Raw genomic sequence first — 14,926 nt, forward strand, 5'->3', positions numbered from 1 at the left:
TTAATCAGCGGGTCCACGGTTCGAGCCCGTGATCACCCACCAAAACTTCTCCTAAAGCGCTGATTAGATTAGAATTCATACACTGTTGACGATCTCGTATGCTCGGGCTCCCGGGCCAATGTCGCCGCGCGTTTTTCGTTCTTAAAACAAGCCGGTTCGATCTTGCGAGCCCAATGGAGGGCGCGCCCTGCTGGCCCGCGGGGCGGGCGGCGGATGGGATCGCGAGAACAGGACTACGCCAGCGTGATTGGTCTTTCGCTAAGCAAGCGACGATACTGCTGTTGCCGCGCTCAACGTCTCGCTCGACACGTGCGACGGCTGGGTCGCCGTCGCTGCCATGTCTTGCAAGACGCGTGAATCACTTGGCCGGAAAATAGCGCAGGGTTCCGGCGAGCCGGGGGCCGGTCGAGCCCTTGGTGTCCATCGGATGATTGATGCCGTCGTTGACCGGCAATTCTTCAAAATCAAAGGGGCTTACACCCTCCAGGCAGGCTGCGTTGACGCCATAGAAATCAGGGTTGGAGCGTGGCTTGTGAAAGGTGTAGATGCCGCATTTCGAGCAAAAGAAGTGCTCTGCTGCATGTGTGTTGAACTGATACCTGGTCAGGGCCTCGCCGCCCGAAAGCACGGTCACGCCGTCCTTGGCCGCCGAGACGGCAACCGCGCCCTTCAGCTGGCAGTAGGAGCAGGTGCAGCGGCGGGCCGTATGAAGACCATTCTTTAGCCGAACATTGAAGCGAACCGTCTTGCAGTGGCAGGCGCCGTTGAGGTCCTGAGCGTCGAAATTCATGGAAAACATCCGTCTGGTCTGAGCCGAATTGATGCCTGTTCCATACGGGCTGGATCAAGGCTCCTCAAGAGCGGGCCGCAAGGCAGCGTATCGGAGGCATATCGGTCGGCGCGACAACCTTGAGGCCACTTGTGCGGCCGGACCGCCAGCGCCGTCAGGCTTGCGTTGCCGCCATGCTTTCGAGGTCAGCAGGCCCAGTCAATCGACGGTGCAGTTGGGATAGCGTCCGTTGATGACGGTCACGCCCGAACCGGGGGCGGTCGCAAGGCTCTTGAAGCCCGCCGCAGCGACCCGGCTGGCCGCAGCATTGCTGGTCGGCGACACCAGGACCGTCTTTGCTATCGCCCAGTGACCGGCCGGATTGTTGTCGAACGTCGCCGTCCACGGAAACGCAAGCGGTTGGTCAGCATGCGCCGCATTGACCTGGATATCGGCGTCACCGATCTGCGCTGTCGCGCCGGGTGACGGGTTTACCACGGCACCAATATCAACTTTCACGATACATTGGGCCGACGGCATGGCCAGGCGCGCCGCATCGTCGCTGGCGAAGTGGAAAAACGTCAGCATCGGCGGCGAGCCGCTGACGCCGAAGTTCGCGGCGACCCAGGACACGGCGCCGGCCGGAAGGGTGGTCGTCATGCCGCGATAAAGCGCGTAGGCCTCTGCTGACGCCGGTGCCGCCGTTGCGGTTGTGGCCGCTACTGTGAACGCAAGGAGCGTGCCGTTCCACTTTCCCGTCGACATTTCTGTTCCCCCGTTGCTTCGGTTCAATCGTCCCGACGGACATCTTTCGCATGCAACCAGGGATAGTCAAGGCGCCGTCAGGAATGGTTCCTTGGCCGGGTTGGTAAAGGCTGGGCTTGCGGGCATGGCGCGGCCGGGCGGGGGCTTTGTCATCCCGCAAGATCCACCTGTTGCCGTCATGCAACAGGTGCGTCTTCAATCCTGCTCCTGCAGATTGTCCTCTTGCCGGGGAAGTAAACTCGTGTAATTTTCGCCAAATCGGAACTCAAACTAGAGGAGGCATACGATGAAGATCAATTTTGTGCAGATGCTTGCCTCTGGTGGAGTGGCATGCTCGTCACGACGACCACGCCGCAATGCTATGGGTTACTTTGGCGCATAAGCGCCGCCCACGTTCCGCTTTTTCGTATTTTCCATTTTGACTTGATGTGACCGGCTCCCGGAACGTATTTCCGTGTCCGTGCGCATCTATAATCTAGAAGGCCCGACCGCTTTGCGCGGCGGGAAACAATCATGCGCGAATTGCACTTGAACGCCGCCGGCACCTTGCCGGCGATCATGGACGACTTGTTTCGAACGTTCGGCTTCCGCCGCACGGTCGGTGCTTTCCTCCGTGCCGTCTGGAGGCGTCAGCGAACGCTCAACCAGATCAGCCACCTCTCCGATCGCATGCTGCGCGACATCGGCGCGGAAGCGGAAGAAGGCATGAAGAAGCCGGAAATCGCCGACATCTCGCTCTGGCAGATGCCGGTCGGCTACCCGGTGATGATCAAACACAATTGAGGCCCGCTTCGGCGGGCCTCTTTTCCCGCAGCAACCGGTGGCCGATGAACGTTGGGTCCAAGGACAATCGGCTCACTGGGGGACTGGCGCGGCGAGCTTGGCCGCGCAGTCATGCTTGATCATTGCCGCAGCAAGGTTTTCCCGCCCCTTGCCGGTCGCCTTGGCCTTGGCCCCTGCCATGTCTCGGCACCACCCTGCATCGAGAACCTCTTCCGGAATGTGCGGGATGCAAGAGGAAAGAAGCAGCAGCGAACAGAGGAAGACGACGCGCATTCAGGGCTCCACGGGTGGTGCTGAATTCATAGCACCGGCAAGCCAGAAGGGAACAGGGTGGTGGGCTGGCCAACAGCTGGTGCCGGAGGCGGCCGGCCGCGCGGCAGCCTCTGACCAATCAGGCTTGGCGGGCTGGCTTCCTATGTTTCGGGAAGGGCAAATGACTTTCTGCGAGATCGGGCCGACGTGTGACCACGGCCCTCCGCCGGCCGCACGGGCGGGTTTTCCCTGATTATATCGACGAGCGCGCTTGCCCGCTTTGCTCAATTAGCTATGACGGTAACAAAGTCGGAACATCCGGCATCTGAAACCGCGGGTGGAAGTGCAGCAGCGATGACGGACACCAGGAATATTATTGACGCGCGCGCGTGCAGCGACGAGGCGCTGCAGGCGATCGGCTCCGATGTGCTGATCGTCGGATCGGGGGCTGCGGCCTGCGCCATGGCGACGCGGCTTCTGGCCGAGGGCTTGAAGGTCACGTTGCTTGAAACCGGCGACAACCTCGTCAACTCCGACAGCTCGCCCTTCTTCGAGATCGCCAACCAGGAACCGTTCGGGCTTTCATTCCAGATCGGCGGGGCGACCAACCTCTGGTCCGGGCGCGTCGCGCCGCTTGAAGATGTCGACCTGACGTCGGGCAACGACTGGCCGCTGGAGCGGGCGGAACTCGACGGGTACTACCAGCAGGCGATCGAGCTCTTACAACTGAAGCCGATCGACGATATCGACCGGGTGCCCGCCTATGACGGCGGCGCGACGCCTTGGCGGGAATTCGTCTCCGACCCGGCGGTCTCGGTCAAGCGGTTCCAGTGGAGCCGCCCGGCCTTCAACGGTCAGGACTATCTGAAGGCGCTTGCGGGCAAGAACCCTGATCTCACCATCGTCTACAATTGCCGGGTGCTGCGGGTGATCCCGACCGCCGCGGGAGATCGCGTCGGCGCAGTGCGGGCGGCGATCGGCGAGGGGCGGACCGTGGAGCTTACCGCCCCGGAATTCGTGCTTTGCGCCGGCGGGCTTGAAAACCCGCGCATCATGCTGAACAGCCGCCAGGGCGGGTTTCTGGCAAACGACAATATCGGCCGCTTCTTTTCGACCCATCCGAAAGCGAATGTCGGGCGTATTCACCTGTTCAAGACGGTCAAGACGGCAGGGCCATTGTTCAGCGACCACAAGAGCGGTAGCAGCTCGCTGCGCTTCGGTGTCGGCGTGCGCAAGGGTCAGAAGCGAGACCAGCTGAACCATTATGTTCAGTTTTCGCCACGGTTTGAATCGATCGGGCTCAAGCTTCTCGAACATGCGCAGCACGTGGTGGCTGCCGGCGAGGGCGGCGATCGCCCCCAATCGACCTTGCGTCGTCGCCTGACCTCGGCGCTGGCGGTTGTCGGCCAGGTCGCCTTCAACGTCATCGGCAAGATGGGGTTGCTCGGGCCGGGCGGCTCGATCCTCGTCGTGCGCGGTTTCTTCGATCAGCATCCCAATGCCGAGCATAGGGTCGAACTGAGCGAGGCGCGCGATCCCCATGGCTTGCCGAAGGGCGTGGTACGCTGGTCGCTGACCGAAGAGGACCAGGCATCGATCCGCGAATTTCTCGACGAGCTCTCGGGGCTGCTGTTGCGCCACAATATCGGCAAGCTGATCCCGACGCTGCCGCCGGTGGGCAAGCCCTGGGACATCACCGGCATCCATTCCCATTTCATGGGCACGACGCGCATGGGCCGCTCGGCCGACATGTCCGTCATCGATCGCGATGGCCGGGTGCACGGCGTCGACAACCTCTACGCGGCGGGCGCCTCGGTCTTCACCTCCTACGGCTACGCCAATCCAGTACTGACAGTCATGGCGCTTGCAATGCTTACCGCCGATAAGATATGCCAGCGCCACAAAACAAAGGCGGGTAATCCATGACGGAAATGACTTCCCCGGAACTCAGCGGCAAGGAACAGCGGGCGAAACGCACGCGCTGGCAAAAGCTCTCGCGAAAGAACTACTTCGGGGGAAAGCTTTCGACGAAGAACCTGGTGCGGCTATGCCAGGAAAATGCTTCGAACAAGCGCACGATCATCGTTCACACCGAAGACGTTGACTATACTGAGTTTTTCCCGAACTCGTTCCTCGTCTCGAAGTCCGATCGCAAGAAGGCCGATCTCGTCGTCGACACGCATTACCATCTCGATGCGATCGAGAGCGAAAGCTACGACATCGTGCTCTGTACCGGCCTGCTCGAGCATGTTCCCGATCCGCAGCGGCTGATCGACGACATGCGCCGGATCCTGAAGCCGAACGGCAAGCTGATCATCTCTGCCTCGGCGGTGTTCTCCTTCCACGAGGGGCCCGAGAACTATTTCCACTTCACGCCCTTCTCCTTCAAGATGCTGTTCAAGGACTGGAGCGAGATCGAAGACCTGCGCGGCTCGAGCATGCCGTTCGAGACGATCGGCATCCTGATGCAGCGCATTCTCCTGCAGTGCGACGTGTTTCCGCTGGCGCGCCCGTTCATCGAACTCATGGCGCGCTCGGCCCGGTTCTTCGACGTCTTCATTACCCAGCAGTACGATACGACGTGGAAATACACCGACGATCACAAGATCGATTCGATGATGCCTTCCAATATTCAAGCCGTGGTGAGGAAATAGCGCGGGCCTAGCTCGCGAACGGGGCGACATCCCGTCGCCACCTCGCTTTCGCAATCCGGATAAAGATCACCCACGGGCGCCGCCCGTGGGTGATTTCGTTTTCGGCGCCGGGCGCTATCGGGCGATTACGGGCTCGTCGCAGGCTGCGTCGTCGACGGCTGCGTGGTTGTTGCAGGCGGTGTCGCCGACTGGTCTGTCGTTGCGGGCTGCTGGGTCGTCGCTGGCTGCTCGGTGGTTGTTGCCGGCTGTGTCGTCGTCGTTGCCGGTGCTGTCTCGGTTGCCTGCTGGTTCGCCCCCGGTTTGAGGAACATCACCGCAAGTACAATGAGCACGACCACAACCACGATACCGATGACGGTGTTTCGATTCATCAAGGCTTCTCCTCAGGTTAAGTGCCTCGAAGCTGTAAATGGAGCGGTTGGTCGAATTATCAACAGGCCGGTTCGCGGGTCGGTTGAAAAAGACATGCCGAGCGTGGCGCGGGGAGGCTGGGACCGCCCCGGCACATGTATCCGCAACTGGTGTATGAGGGGCGGCGAGGTGGTTTTACCCCAACGACAGCCGGCTCAATGAAACCGCAAGCGCGGGCCGACAATCTCGCTTTAACGGCCTTCGTCGGCCGCCTTCGGAACGGCGGTAATGAAGCCGAGCCGCAGCAATTGCTTCGATCCGTCGAACTTCATCGAGGATTCGGAGAAAAGTTGCAGCGCGCCGGTGCTCGACAGCGCATCCGTCATCTTGGCGTAGGCCGCCGAGCCGTCGAAATATTGCCCATCGGCCACCGCGTCGTTGATGACCTTCTGGTAGTCGGCAAAGAACTTGAAGTGCAGCAATGTGCCGAGAATAGACGAGAAGTTGCGCTGGTAGGGGAGCGGCTGGTGGATGCTGGGGCCGAAGCGACAGTCCTCGTCCCAAAAGATCAGCGGATACTTGATCAGCTCGAGGTCCGATTCGAATTCGCGGTGGCGGGCGCCGCCCTTGATGGTGATCGCCCGCTTGGTCGTCGTCAGGGTGTAGCCGCGGCTGTCGAAGTGATCGGCGACCTCCCAGGGGGCGCTGGTCTTCAGCTGGTCGATGTCGGCGGCCCCGAGATCGACCGGGTACATGTCCAGCATCGGCGCCGGCAGGCGCGAGATCTTCAGGCTCTCGAGCGCGTGGATGACGGACCAAAGCGTGCGGTTTTCGCAATCGTCATAGATCAGGAATTCGTCGGAATCGACGTTCACATACCAGCGCTCGCCGCCATAAAGCGCAAAAAGCGATTCTCTCCAGGCGCGTCCGCGCCGGGCATCCTTGTAGCGGACCGAGGATGTCCACAGGTCGACATCCGGCTGACAGAGCAGGAATTCGCGTGTGCCGTCGCTGGAGGCATCATCGACACAGATGAAGCGGGTGATGCCGAGCGACCGGTAATGGGCGAGAAAGCCCGGCATCAGCTTGGCATCGTTGCGGGTCAAAAAGATCAGCGGCAGGTCATCGGGATAGAGCGACGTCTGCCCCTGGGGGCTGACGCAGCGCAGATCGACCGCATGGTTCATCCTGCGCTCACGCCGCTCGACCTTGGTCGTTTCGTACCAGGTCGCGATGCGATCGAAGAAGCTTCGATCCGTGATCGACTCGGCATCGGAACGATTGTGGAAGGGATAAGCGATATCGGTCATGCTCATTCCGACATTTGTCATAAATAATATAATCCCGGACTAAATCAAAAGCACAGACGTGGCAATCCATACGATCGCACGGATATGGGGATCGGGGAGGTGCCTTTCCACCGGCCCGCACACGTTGAGCGAGCCGTGGCGCCACAGTCTCTGCGGGTGCAAAAAGCCTCTCGCCGGCGACGCCCGACGGCATCGAGCCCGGGCCTGCGGATGGCGTTTCGTTGTTTTTCCTCGAAACTTTTCTCCCGCTGCCCTGTTTCTCCTTCATCCACGTTCGCGCTGAAGCGCCAGGAGTGGAGGAGGCAGACATGACAAACTTGATGAGCAAGCTATTGATGGCGGCCCTGGTGGCCGCGGGATCGGTCACCGCAATGCCGGCCGTTTCGCCGGCGCAATCGCTCGACCTCTATATCGGGCGCGACCGGGACTATTACGGCGACGACTTCCGCCGCGAGCGGCGCTATGACGACGAAGATTACGTTCGCCCACGCGGCTGCAGTTCCAGCCAGGCGTTGCGCCGGGCCTATCGCGCCGGGTTGCGTGATCCGGAAATTGCCGCGATGAGCCGCAACCGGATCGTCGTCGAAGGCGAAACCCGACGCGGCCAATATGCCCGGATCTATCTGGCCAATCGCAGCGGCTGTCCGCGGATCGGGTAACGGGTGGGCGGCCGCATCACGATCGCCTTCTTTCTCTCGTCTAGGCTGACGTCGGCAATCGCTCGGCGTCGGCAGCGCGGCAGGCTCGATGTTTTGCGGGTTTCCTTGCGGCCGGCCGCGGTGATAGACCACGCCGCATGACCGCATCTTCTGATTTCAGCGCCATCCCGCTTGCCGAGCGCGCCTGCGGCACCTGCACGCTCTGCTGCCGCCTGCCGGATATCGACGTGCTGGAGAAGCCGGCCAATGCCTGGTGTCGGCACTGCACGGGAACGGGGTGCCGGATCTACGAGGATCGGCCGCAGCTTTGCCGTGACTTTCTCTGTCTTTGGCGCACGGACGAGACGCTCGGCGAGGCGTGGGATCCGGCGCACGCGCATATGATGATCTATCGCCAGGGGCCGCAGGTGACGGTTCTCGTCGATCCGGATCATCCGGACGCGTGGAAGCGCACGCCCTATGCGGAGGTGCTGCAGGGCTGGGCGCGCGAGGGTGAGGGCGGGCAATATGTCATCGTCTTTGTCGGCGATGCGGTGTTCAAAGTGGAGTGAGACGAGGGTCGAGTGAGCGGGGATAACGACCCGGCGGCCCCGCGAAAAGAAAGAGCCCCGCACGAGGGCGGGGCAAGCAGGCACCCAAAATGGCTCGGGGTGCGGGGAAGCGCAGTCCAGAAAGAACGTACTGCGCGGTACGGAAGCTAACGTGCATCCGGCGGCGCGGGAAAGGCCGGATTCGGCGATTCTGGTACGGTTGCCAAAATAAAGTGGCCCGGCCGGATGGCGGGGAGGCCGGCCCTGCGGTCGCTCTACCGTACGGTTTTCAAGGCGATAGATTGACTTTGTCGGTCAGCGCTTCATTTCCGATTGGAGGAAATGACGGAGACGATCATGTCAAAAGCAATGCTGACGCTCCTGTGCCTGGCGGTGCTTACGCTCTCGGCTTGCGCCAACACGGCGCGCGGCTTTCGGCAGGACGGTGTCGAAACCGGCCACGCGCTGGATGATGCGACCCACCGCGTGCTGAAATCGACGTCGAAGTGACGCGAGGCGAGGCGCCCCAGGCTGCGGCAGTTGGCCTACCTACCGCGATGGAGCGGTGCTGGCGCGCGTGGCCGCTTCGGCGTTGCTGAAGATCACCACGGCGAACAGCAGCACGCCAAGGAAGGCGACGATCGACGCGACGGCGACGATGGGCTCGATCTCCGGCCTGCCTGTCGTCATCAGGTAGAGCGATGGCACGAGCACCGCGACGCCTGACGTGTAGACGTAATACTGGACGAGGGCCAGACGCCGCTCGGCCTTGGCCGGGTTGAGCGCGTAATAGATGCCGAAGATCGCCATCGTCACCCAGCCGAGCAGGTTGGTATGGGCGTGGGCCGGTGTTGCCGCATGGTCCTGGCTGATCGCCATGTGCAGGCCCATGCAGAGGCCGATGATCAGGAAGATGATTGCGGTCTTGAAATAGAGTTGCGCAAGCCGTGGCATGGATTCTCCTCCGCGATGCCTTCTTTATTTATTAGCATGTTCGCAAATGAATGGAGATTGCCAATATTGGGCGCGTGAGGGCGTTCCGGCGGGCGGAGGTCACGTGGGCCGGGCGGTGGCTGCGGCGAGTGCGGCGCGCTTGCGCGTCGCCATGCCGTCGAAGGTGGCAAGCCCCTGGCGCTGCAGGTAGGCCAAAATCGCCGCCTCGATACCGCGATCGTTGCCGCCTTCGGTTTCCCAGAAGGCTTCGATGGCCGCAAAGAGGGCGGATCTGTCGAGCGTGACGGTCATCGCAGGCTGGTTCCGAACTGCTGGCGGTGGTTGAGGGTGCCGTGGGCGATTTGGTTGAACGGTGCGCGCCGCAAACCGAAATCGGCGCACCAGCGTTCCCAGGCCTGCGACGTTCGCACGAAGGCGGGCAGCCTGTGTTCCTGTTCGGGGCTCTGGTCGAAACCCTTCAGCCAGGCATCGGCGACGGTCTCGGTGACGTCTTCGCCATGAAGTGCGTCGAGATCGAAGCGGATCAGCCGCTCCACGTGCTCGCCGTCATGCACATGGAGCCAATCGGCTGCCGTTTTGTAGGTGGTGCCCGTCGTGTCGGTCTCGTCGAAGAAGGTGCCGTCACCGAGCGTCATCATGGCGAGAATGATCTCTCGGCGCTGGAGAAAGGGTGCTGCGCTCATCGCCGTTGCGGCGCCCACGGAGATCGCATCCGACATCGTTCACCTCGTCTGTTCGAGGTGCACGCTGGAACACCCTTCGCGGGTTTCCTGTCGGCCCCTCCGGCTGTGTTTCTGTGCTGAATATAGGAAAAATCCTATCAATAAGTCAATAGGAAAAACACTGCCGGCAGGAAGCGCCTCACGCAAGTTGTCGATGACGGGCCGTTTGTTCTTGTTTTGTTCGTTGGATTGCGCCACTGTGGGGCCGCCATTCCAGGTGGCGGAAAAGGAGCATGGGATGATCACCTACTTCGTCGTTCAGAGCTTCACGCTGGGGAGCCGCGGCGCATTTCTCGCCGACGACCCGGTGCAGGCGACCGGGCCCGAGCATGCGCAACGGTTGGCCGAAAGGCTGTCGGCGACCAAGGTTGGGGTGATCGCCTTTAGCCGCTCGGGCGACCTGGCGACGGGGGAATTCGAAGAGGCCAAGGTGCTCTTTACGATCGGCGAACTGCCCACGGAGATTGCGGAGGCGATGGCTGCCTGAGGCTGAAGGGGTGCGTCGAGGCGGCAGGTGATGTGGCTCCTGGTGAAGGGCGGGCGTCCGGCCCGGTGGGGCAGGAGGGCGGTGGCATGCCGCTTGCGCACGATCGCGCGTCCTCCGCGCTGATGGATGACGATACCTGCCGGCTGGCCGCATTTGGCGCGAGCGACGCAAGGTGCCCTCCCTTTCTTGGGTAGGGTCAGGCAGGGAAGTTGCGGATTCGTCGCGGGAGCGAAGGGGATGGAGCCGGCGTGCACCGCAACGCTGATTGACGCCTGCGCCCAGTCCGATGCCTTCTGTCAAAGCATGCGTCGGCGACGCGGGCCGGGCGCCGGATTGTGCTTTCCGTCCGAGCGTCGCGTCTTTGCAAAGCGGCAGTGCGCTGCTTTAGTCCTTGTTTTTAAATCGGTATTTTCTTCGCATGCTTCCGGCTCGGCGCAGGGCTAGCGTGCGCTGTATTTGCCGACGACCCGGTGGCAGAAGGACCATTCGACCCGGCTCTCGGTGAACTCGAGGAACGGGTTGTATTGCCTCAGCGTCCATTCGCGATCGTTGAAGGAGACGAGGCGCTTGATGATCGCCTCGGCATCGTTGGCAGGCGGCACATGGTAGAGCACCACGTCCTTGTCGCGGGCCGGCGGCAGATGCGGGTGGACGAGGGCCATGTCGCCCGGCTCATAGGCCGGGATCATCGAGCTGCCGGTCAGGTAAATGCCATAGGCGCCCTTGACGCCCTCGAGCACGGACGGGCGCTTCACGTATTCGACCGCATCGAAGGTGACGATCACATGTCCGTCGCCGCCTTGCGCGGCCGCAAAGATCGGCAGGTCGCGATGGCCGACGAGCTGTTCGCCCGGCACGATCTGCGGCGCAAAGCCCGGCGCACGCCGGGGCGCGGCCTCGCCGCCGGTCGCAGCGCCCTGGATCAGCTCGACGATCGCGCGGGCGTCGCGCTCGCGCAGTTCCCGCGGCGTCTCCCGCTCCACGAACTGCTGGATATAGGCATGGTTCTTCCCGATCGCGATCGACAGATCCTTGTAGGTCGTCTTCTTCGCGTCGACTGCTTCCCGGATGAGGTGGCGCAATTCGTCCATGACACTGGCATCCCAGATTCCGTTTCTGTCGTCCAATAGGAATTTTCCTCTTGATGGCAATAAGAAATCCTACTATGAATAGGATGTCAACGGAAATGAGCAGCAGAAACCGCTGCAATATCCGTCATGGCGCCGCCGGGGTCGGCGAACGGCATGGGGCGGATCCTCGATCCGCTTCCTGCCGATGTCGACCAGGGGCGCATGCAGTATCGATCGCCGCACTCTGTGCGGTGGTCCAGGCGAGAGGTCGTCGTTTCCTCCCCGGCGACCTCTCGCTTTTCCAATCGATGCCGGCGTGCCGGCGCAGGGTTTGCCACGCGGGCCGATGATGGTCCGCGGTCGGCGACGTGCGCCCCGTCGGTATCGGGCACCCGGCGCGCGGATCGCGCGCCGGGTGCTCCAAGGTCGCGGGCTCCGGCCGTTGACGTGCCCCTCGTTGGGCGGCGGCGTCTCGGCACCGGGAGGTGCCGGGACTGAAAGACGACCGGTTGCTGCCTGACGGTGGGCAGCCGGTGGGTGACGGGAAGAACAATCGGAAGCGGGCGCGCGGCAGGCGCGACGAATGGCCGTGCCAATGGGTACGGCCAAATGGGGAAGGCATGGGAAACGGCATGGCTGACGGTGATGTGACAGGGAAGGCGCCGGGAGGGCGCGGCGTTTTGCCGATGCGCGGAACTCGGGCGCGGCTGGCGAGCGCGGAGGCCGGTTCCAAGGTCGGGCTTCGTCGCCGTAGCGAGGTGGCGGGCCCTGTTTCCGGTCAGGCGCGGCGCCTTCATTCCTGCCCGCCGGCGAGGGGTTGAGCAAATGCGCATTACCGCAATCGTCGAAGCCCTGGTTCAATCGGGCGCGTCGCCCGAGATGATCCTTTCTGCCGTGCGCGCTGCCGAGGCGGGGCACGTCTCCGAGATCGAGCGTCGCCGGGCAGGTGACCGCGAAAGGCAGCAGCGTCGCCGGGCGCGCGTGACGTCACGCGATGTCACGGTGACGGCGAACGGTGCCCTCTCTGATAAAGAAAGCTCCCCCACACCCCCTAAAGAAACTAACTCTCCCGACCCGAATCCGGGTGGGGACGCCGACCGGCCGGTCGGGGCCGCAGCCGTTCCGGATGCGGCAGGCTCGCGGCGCAAGGGGAACGGCCGGGCGATGCGGCTGCCCGAAGATTTCGAGCCCGACTGGGGCTTTGCCGCCGGGCTCGGTTTCGGCCGGGCCGAGGCGGGCGTCGAGTTCGACAAGTTCCGCGACTACTGGCGCGCCAAGTCCGGACGCGATGCGACCAAGCTCGACTGGGCCGCCACCTGGCGAAACTGGATGCGCAACGCCGGCGGCCGCGGCTTGCGCGGCGGCGGGCAGACCCGTCGCGGCCATCACCCCCAGGCGCCGCCACAGGAAACCGCCTTTGCCCGCCATCAGCGGGAATGCAGGCAGACAATCGAAAACCAACTGAACGGAAACGAGACCAATGACCTATTCAGAAATGATGATTTCGCCGGCGGAGGCCCGGCTTTCGACCTTGGGCCGGGAGATTACCGCGCTCACTGAGCGGCTGGCCTGCGTCAGCGAGGCGGCGGTGCTGCGCAGCCTCGACGCGATGCAGACGGCCGGCATGACGATGCCCCCGACAATCGAACCGCGGAAGATCGTTGCGGTCTACCACTACGCGCTTTCCGGCGTGCCGGCCTCGGGCCTTTCGGCGGCGACGCAGAAGCTGATCCGCGGCGACTATGCCGCCAATCCGAACGTGCTTCTCGGCACGATCCCCAAGCCACCGGTGCTGGCAGCGCTCGCCAAGGCGGAGGCGCTGGGCCTCCGGGCGGATCTTGCCCGCAAGCGCGAAATGGTTGCGGCGCTGACGCCACGCCCGGCAGACGATCGGCGATCGTCGGCAAGCCGCATCCGGGTGCGGGCGCTGGTCGAAGGCTTCCGTCAGGCGCATGCGGCAGCCAAGGCCGGGCGGGACGGCGTTTCCGCTGACGCGCGGGCGCAAGGTGCAAACATAGCGGCCGATAGGGGCGCGGTTGATGGGCGTCCGGATCACGCCGCCGCGCACACCCCGGCCGTGGCAAACGCTTTTAGCGGTTTGGCCGCGGCAGGCGTCGAGCGCGCAAATCTCAATCCAGCCATTTCGAGGGAGGCTTTCCATGCGGTCTGAAGGCACTGAATTTACGACAGGACAGGTAGCGGAAGGGGTGGCGGACCCGATGCCCTTCGGGGCGCACGACGCGGGGAGCGTAGCGGCAAAGCCGGCGACGCTCGACGATCTCGTCGGCATCGTCGCCGTTCAGGTGCGGGCGCAGGCAAGCCGGATCCAGGAACTGGAGCTGGCGCTTGCCGATGCCGAAGCGCGCATCCTCTCGCAGGCGCGGATGATCTGCGGCGCGACGGCGGCGGCAAACAGCGACCTGTTCAGCCGCCGGCCGGTGCGGGCGATTATCGAGGAGGTGCTTGTCGTCTATCCGGGGATCTCCTTTGAGGAGATCATCGGCGTCGGCCGCGAGCGGCGGCTGGTCGAGCCGCGGCACCGCTGCATGACCGCCGTTTACGATGAGCGGCCGGATCTTTCGCTGCCGGCGCTCGGGCGGATTTTTCGGCGCGACCACACCTCGGTGCTGCACGCCGTCAACAAGCGCGAGCCCGGCAAGGAGCGGCGGCGTGGACGGGCGGAGCGGCCGGGCCATTTGCCCGCGAATGCCGGTGCCGACGGGATCGGCGCGCCGGCACTTTGATTTCCAGACGAATTTCAATCCCGCCCGCAGTCGCAGGCACATGCAGCGGGCGGGGGCACATGCAGATTGCAAAAGGAGAAGAGACGATGACATCCAAGGCAGAGCGCATCCGCATCAAGCGCGCCGGCCGGGCGGGCCGGCCGCGCAAGGCCAATGTGGCGCGCTATCCGGGCGGACAGATCAAGCATGGCGAGAGCGAGCGGGAGGTCTGCTCCGTGGCGCTGGACGCGCGCCGGCGCATGCATTTTTCCGACAGGCGCGACGCCGATGTTGCCAGCCCCTTTGCCGGCTACACGCTTGGCCGCATGTTCCTCGACGGCAAGCTGACGGCGCATGAGCGCGAGGCGGGCGACGAATACAGCCGGCAGATGGCGCGCTATTACAGCCTCACGGGCATTCCTTTCCCGAGCGTGCGGGCGCAGTCGCTGTTCGACGTGAAGGGCTTTGCCGGGGAGACCAGCGCCGAGCGCGCCCGCGGCGCACGCCAGGCGGCAAACCGGATGATGGAGCTCGAGGGCGTGCTGTTGAAGCTGAAAGACGGGCCGCAGGTGAAGACCACGGTCTTCAACGTCTGCATCATGGACTACGAGATGCTGCGCACCATGCCGGAACCCCAGCTCGCCTGGCTGAAGCGCGGGCTGACGGAGCTGCACTGGCAGCTGGGGCTCTCGCGGGAGAAGGAAGGGGCGTGAAAGGAAGCGGCACGAACCGGCCGCTGCCAGTGGCGCGGTTTCATGCACGGCGCGCGCCTAGCAGCGCGATCGCCGCGCGGCGGCGGGTTCGAATGCCTGCGCGTCGGCGCGGGCTGTGCACCGCGACGAGCGTCGCATGTTCGGGTGAACATGCGACGCTCGAGCCGGCCTGAGGGGCGGGCGG

Annotated in this window: 20 protein-coding genes; 11 read left to right on the forward strand and 9 right to left on the reverse strand. The window is 63.5% G+C overall.

The features are described 5' to 3' along the window. Positions 1-358: 358 nt before the first annotated feature. Together L981_RS31545 and L981_RS31550 are read right to left on the reverse strand one after the other, a co-directional pair. Positions 359-790: a GFA family protein gene (locus L981_RS31545; protein WP_043626258.1), complete on the reverse strand. Its 432-nt coding sequence runs from the start codon at positions 788-790 to the stop codon at positions 359-361. A gap of 198 nt (positions 791-988) precedes the next feature. Next, on the reverse strand, positions 989-1,534 hold the full coding sequence (locus L981_RS31550; protein WP_043626244.1) for a hypothetical protein: 546 nt from the start codon (positions 1,532-1,534) through the stop codon (positions 989-991). A 513-nt stretch (positions 1,535-2,047) separates the two neighbouring features. Between L981_RS31550 and L981_RS31555 the strand changes: the two genes are divergently transcribed. Continuing rightward, positions 2,048-2,317: a DUF1127 domain-containing protein gene (locus L981_RS31555; protein WP_043626245.1), complete on the forward strand. Its 270-nt coding sequence runs from the start codon at positions 2,048-2,050 to the stop codon at positions 2,315-2,317. A 72-nt stretch (positions 2,318-2,389) separates the two neighbouring features. Here L981_RS31555 and L981_RS31560 read toward each other — a convergent pair whose 3' ends face one another. Beyond that, a complete protein-coding gene (locus L981_RS31560) occupies positions 2,390-2,590 on the reverse strand; it encodes a hypothetical protein (protein WP_043626246.1) in 201 nt (66 codons plus the stop codon). Between the two features lie 333 nt (positions 2,591-2,923). Here L981_RS31560 and L981_RS31565 point away from each other — a divergent pair, with 333 nt between their 5' ends. Together L981_RS31565 and L981_RS33510 are read left to right on the forward strand one after the other, a co-directional pair. Further along, on the forward strand, positions 2,924-4,495 hold the full coding sequence (locus L981_RS31565) for a GMC oxidoreductase (RefSeq protein WP_043626247.1): 1,572 nt from the start codon (positions 2,924-2,926) through the stop codon (positions 4,493-4,495). Next, positions 4,492-5,223 (forward strand): class I SAM-dependent methyltransferase, encoded by a 732-nt coding sequence (locus tag L981_RS33510; protein WP_051659275.1) that lies wholly within the window; start codon positions 4,492-4,494, stop codon positions 5,221-5,223. The genes L981_RS31565 and L981_RS33510 overlap by 4 nt, the downstream gene beginning before the upstream one ends. A 125-nt stretch (positions 5,224-5,348) precedes the next feature. On the opposite strand, the gene L981_RS31575 is transcribed toward L981_RS33510, so the two are convergent. Next, positions 5,349-5,594: a hypothetical protein gene (locus tag L981_RS31575; protein ID WP_043626248.1), complete on the reverse strand. Its 246-nt coding sequence runs from the start codon at positions 5,592-5,594 to the stop codon at positions 5,349-5,351. Positions 5,595-5,825: 231 nt separating this feature from the next. After that, positions 5,826-6,809 (reverse strand): glycosyltransferase family 2 protein, encoded by a 984-nt coding sequence (locus L981_RS31580; RefSeq protein WP_052202127.1) that lies wholly within the window; start codon positions 6,807-6,809, stop codon positions 5,826-5,828. 383 nt (positions 6,810-7,192) lie between these two features. Here L981_RS31580 and L981_RS31585 point away from each other — a divergent pair, with 383 nt between their 5' ends. From L981_RS31585 to L981_RS31595, 3 genes are all read left to right on the forward strand, one after another. Further along, positions 7,193-7,543 (forward strand): hypothetical protein, encoded by a 351-nt coding sequence (locus L981_RS31585; protein WP_052202121.1) that lies wholly within the window; start codon positions 7,193-7,195, stop codon positions 7,541-7,543. Positions 7,544-7,680: 137 nt separating this feature from the next. After that, positions 7,681-8,094 carry a YkgJ family cysteine cluster protein gene (locus L981_RS31590; RefSeq protein ID WP_052202122.1) on the forward strand — a complete coding sequence of 138 codons (414 nt, stop codon included), beginning with the start codon at positions 7,681-7,683 and terminating at the stop codon, positions 8,092-8,094. Positions 8,095-8,430: 336 nt separating this feature from the next. Further along, the gene (locus L981_RS31595; protein ID WP_043626273.1) at positions 8,431-8,583 is read left to right on the forward strand and encodes a hypothetical protein; all 153 of its coding nucleotides are present in this window, start codon (positions 8,431-8,433) and stop codon (positions 8,581-8,583) included. 39 nt (positions 8,584-8,622) lie between these two features. On the opposite strand, the gene L981_RS31600 is transcribed toward L981_RS31595, so the two are convergent. The 3 genes from L981_RS31600 to L981_RS31610 all read right to left on the reverse strand — a co-directional run bounded on the left by L981_RS31600 (position 8,623) and on the right by L981_RS31610 (position 9,746). Continuing rightward, positions 8,623-9,027 (reverse strand): hypothetical protein, encoded by a 405-nt coding sequence (locus L981_RS31600; protein WP_043626249.1) that lies wholly within the window; start codon positions 9,025-9,027, stop codon positions 8,623-8,625. A gap of 99 nt (positions 9,028-9,126) precedes the next feature. Continuing rightward, positions 9,127-9,318, reverse strand: a complete 192-nt coding sequence (locus L981_RS31605) for a hypothetical protein (protein ID WP_043626251.1) — start codon at positions 9,316-9,318, stop codon at positions 9,127-9,129. Beyond that, positions 9,315-9,746 carry a hypothetical protein gene (locus L981_RS31610; protein WP_043626253.1) on the reverse strand — a complete coding sequence of 144 codons (432 nt, stop codon included), beginning with the start codon at positions 9,744-9,746 and terminating at the stop codon, positions 9,315-9,317. The genes L981_RS31605 and L981_RS31610 overlap by 4 nt, the downstream gene beginning before the upstream one ends. Before the next feature lie 241 nt (positions 9,747-9,987). Between L981_RS31610 and L981_RS31615 the strand changes: the two genes are divergently transcribed. Next, the gene (locus tag L981_RS31615; protein ID WP_043626254.1) at positions 9,988-10,236 is read left to right on the forward strand and encodes a hypothetical protein; all 249 of its coding nucleotides are present in this window, start codon (positions 9,988-9,990) and stop codon (positions 10,234-10,236) included. A gap of 440 nt (positions 10,237-10,676) precedes the next feature. Here the strand turns inward: L981_RS31615 and L981_RS33515 are convergent, their stop codons facing one another. After that, positions 10,677-11,327: a S24 family peptidase gene (locus tag L981_RS33515; protein ID WP_082006225.1), complete on the reverse strand. Its 651-nt coding sequence runs from the start codon at positions 11,325-11,327 to the stop codon at positions 10,677-10,679. Between the two features lie 804 nt (positions 11,328-12,131). Between L981_RS33515 and L981_RS34870 the strand changes: the two genes are divergently transcribed. The 4 genes from L981_RS34870 (at position 12,132) to L981_RS31640 (ending at position 14,742) form a co-directional block, all read left to right on the forward strand. Then, positions 12,132-12,866 (forward strand): hypothetical protein, encoded by a 735-nt coding sequence (locus L981_RS34870; RefSeq protein ID WP_156134310.1) that lies wholly within the window; start codon positions 12,132-12,134, stop codon positions 12,864-12,866. Continuing rightward, positions 12,787-13,476: a hypothetical protein gene (locus L981_RS34875; RefSeq protein ID WP_156134311.1), complete on the forward strand. Its 690-nt coding sequence runs from the start codon at positions 12,787-12,789 to the stop codon at positions 13,474-13,476. Before L981_RS34870 ends, L981_RS34875 begins: the two co-directional genes overlap by 80 nt. Continuing rightward, a complete protein-coding gene (locus L981_RS31635; protein WP_156134312.1) occupies positions 13,466-14,050 on the forward strand; it encodes a helix-turn-helix domain-containing protein in 585 nt (194 codons plus the stop codon). Before L981_RS34875 ends, L981_RS31635 begins: the two co-directional genes overlap by 11 nt. 86 nt (positions 14,051-14,136) lie before the next feature. Next, a complete protein-coding gene (locus L981_RS31640; protein ID WP_043626255.1) occupies positions 14,137-14,742 on the forward strand; it encodes a hypothetical protein in 606 nt (201 codons plus the stop codon). Positions 14,743-14,926 lie beyond the last annotated feature (184 nt).

The sequence above is a fragment of the Ensifer sp. ZNC0028 genome (genome assembly GCF_000799055.1).
GTDB lineage: Bacteria > Pseudomonadota > Alphaproteobacteria > Rhizobiales > Rhizobiaceae > Ensifer.

Excerpts from the sequence above, each read along its gene's own strand:
- L981_RS31545 (WP_043626258.1), bottom strand. The coding sequence starts at position 790 with ATGAATTTCGACGCTCAGGACCTCAACGGCGCCTGCCACTGCAAGACG.
- L981_RS31550 (WP_043626244.1), bottom strand. The coding sequence starts at position 1,534 with ATGTCGACGGGAAAGTGGAACGGCACGCTCCTTGCGTTCACAGTAGCG.
- L981_RS31555 (WP_043626245.1), top strand. The coding sequence starts at position 2,048 with ATGCGCGAATTGCACTTGAACGCCGCCGGCACCTTGCCGGCGATCATG.
- L981_RS31560 (WP_043626246.1), bottom strand. The coding sequence starts at position 2,590 with ATGCGCGTCGTCTTCCTCTGTTCGCTGCTGCTTCTTTCCTCTTGCATC.
- L981_RS31565 (WP_043626247.1), top strand. The coding sequence starts at position 2,924 with ATGACGGACACCAGGAATATTATTGACGCGCGCGCGTGCAGCGACGAG.
- L981_RS33510 (WP_051659275.1), top strand. The coding sequence starts at position 4,492 with ATGACGGAAATGACTTCCCCGGAACTCAGCGGCAAGGAACAGCGGGCG.
- L981_RS31575 (WP_043626248.1), bottom strand. The coding sequence starts at position 5,594 with ATGAATCGAAACACCGTCATCGGTATCGTGGTTGTGGTCGTGCTCATT.
- L981_RS31585 (WP_052202121.1), top strand. The coding sequence starts at position 7,193 with ATGACAAACTTGATGAGCAAGCTATTGATGGCGGCCCTGGTGGCCGCG.
- L981_RS31590 (WP_052202122.1), top strand. The coding sequence starts at position 7,681 with ATGACCGCATCTTCTGATTTCAGCGCCATCCCGCTTGCCGAGCGCGCC.
- L981_RS31595 (WP_043626273.1), top strand. The coding sequence starts at position 8,431 with ATGTCAAAAGCAATGCTGACGCTCCTGTGCCTGGCGGTGCTTACGCTC.
- L981_RS31600 (WP_043626249.1), bottom strand. The coding sequence starts at position 9,027 with ATGCCACGGCTTGCGCAACTCTATTTCAAGACCGCAATCATCTTCCTG.
- L981_RS31605 (WP_043626251.1), bottom strand. The coding sequence starts at position 9,318 with ATGACCGTCACGCTCGACAGATCCGCCCTCTTTGCGGCCATCGAAGCC.
- L981_RS31610 (WP_043626253.1), bottom strand. The coding sequence starts at position 9,746 with ATGTCGGATGCGATCTCCGTGGGCGCCGCAACGGCGATGAGCGCAGCA.
- L981_RS31615 (WP_043626254.1), top strand. The coding sequence starts at position 9,988 with ATGATCACCTACTTCGTCGTTCAGAGCTTCACGCTGGGGAGCCGCGGC.
- L981_RS33515 (WP_082006225.1), bottom strand. The coding sequence starts at position 11,327 with ATGGACGAATTGCGCCACCTCATCCGGGAAGCAGTCGACGCGAAGAAG.
- L981_RS34870 (WP_156134310.1), top strand. The coding sequence starts at position 12,132 with ATGCGCATTACCGCAATCGTCGAAGCCCTGGTTCAATCGGGCGCGTCG.
- L981_RS34875 (WP_156134311.1), top strand. The coding sequence starts at position 12,787 with ATGACCTATTCAGAAATGATGATTTCGCCGGCGGAGGCCCGGCTTTCG.
- L981_RS31635 (WP_156134312.1), top strand. The coding sequence starts at position 13,466 with ATGCGGTCTGAAGGCACTGAATTTACGACAGGACAGGTAGCGGAAGGG.
- L981_RS31640 (WP_043626255.1), top strand. The coding sequence starts at position 14,137 with ATGACATCCAAGGCAGAGCGCATCCGCATCAAGCGCGCCGGCCGGGCG.